General features: G+C 50.1%; 1 protein-coding gene. It reads left to right on the plus strand.

All coding sequences use genetic code 11. The features are described from left to right. Positions 1-119 precede the first annotated feature (119 nt). Positions 120-367 (plus strand): hypothetical protein (locus tag FS628_RS32135; RefSeq protein ID WP_222125314.1); only part of this gene is annotated, 248 nt, incomplete at its 3' end.

Raw genomic sequence — 367 nt, forward strand, 5'->3', positions numbered from 1 at the left:
TGATGGAAAATGGGGTTATAGATGGAGTGGTAAGAACGCTTGTATTGGAGTGAGGTGAGAAGAGGGGAGGATTGGATGTATGATGGAATGGTTTGGTTGGAGGAGGAGGGGAGGGTAGGGTGGATGGAGTAGGGGAAGAGGATGAAGTGTTGATTGCTGATCGAGTTGATGTGTATGAGAGGGGAAGGTGGAGTGAATTGGAACGGGATCTGTTCACGCGTGAGGAGGGTGAGGGGTTGAAGGAGGTATTGGGTGAGGTATATCTTGGTAATGAGGAGGAATTGGGTAATGGGAGGGTGTCGGGGGGGTATGGGGGTTATGAGATTGAAGGGAAAAAAGGAGTGGGTGTGGTTAAAGGAGGGGAATG

It is taken from the genome of Paenibacillus xylanexedens, assembly GCF_007676705.1.
Taxonomy (GTDB): domain Bacteria; phylum Bacillota; class Bacilli; order Paenibacillales; family Paenibacillaceae; genus Paenibacillus; species Paenibacillus xylanexedens_C.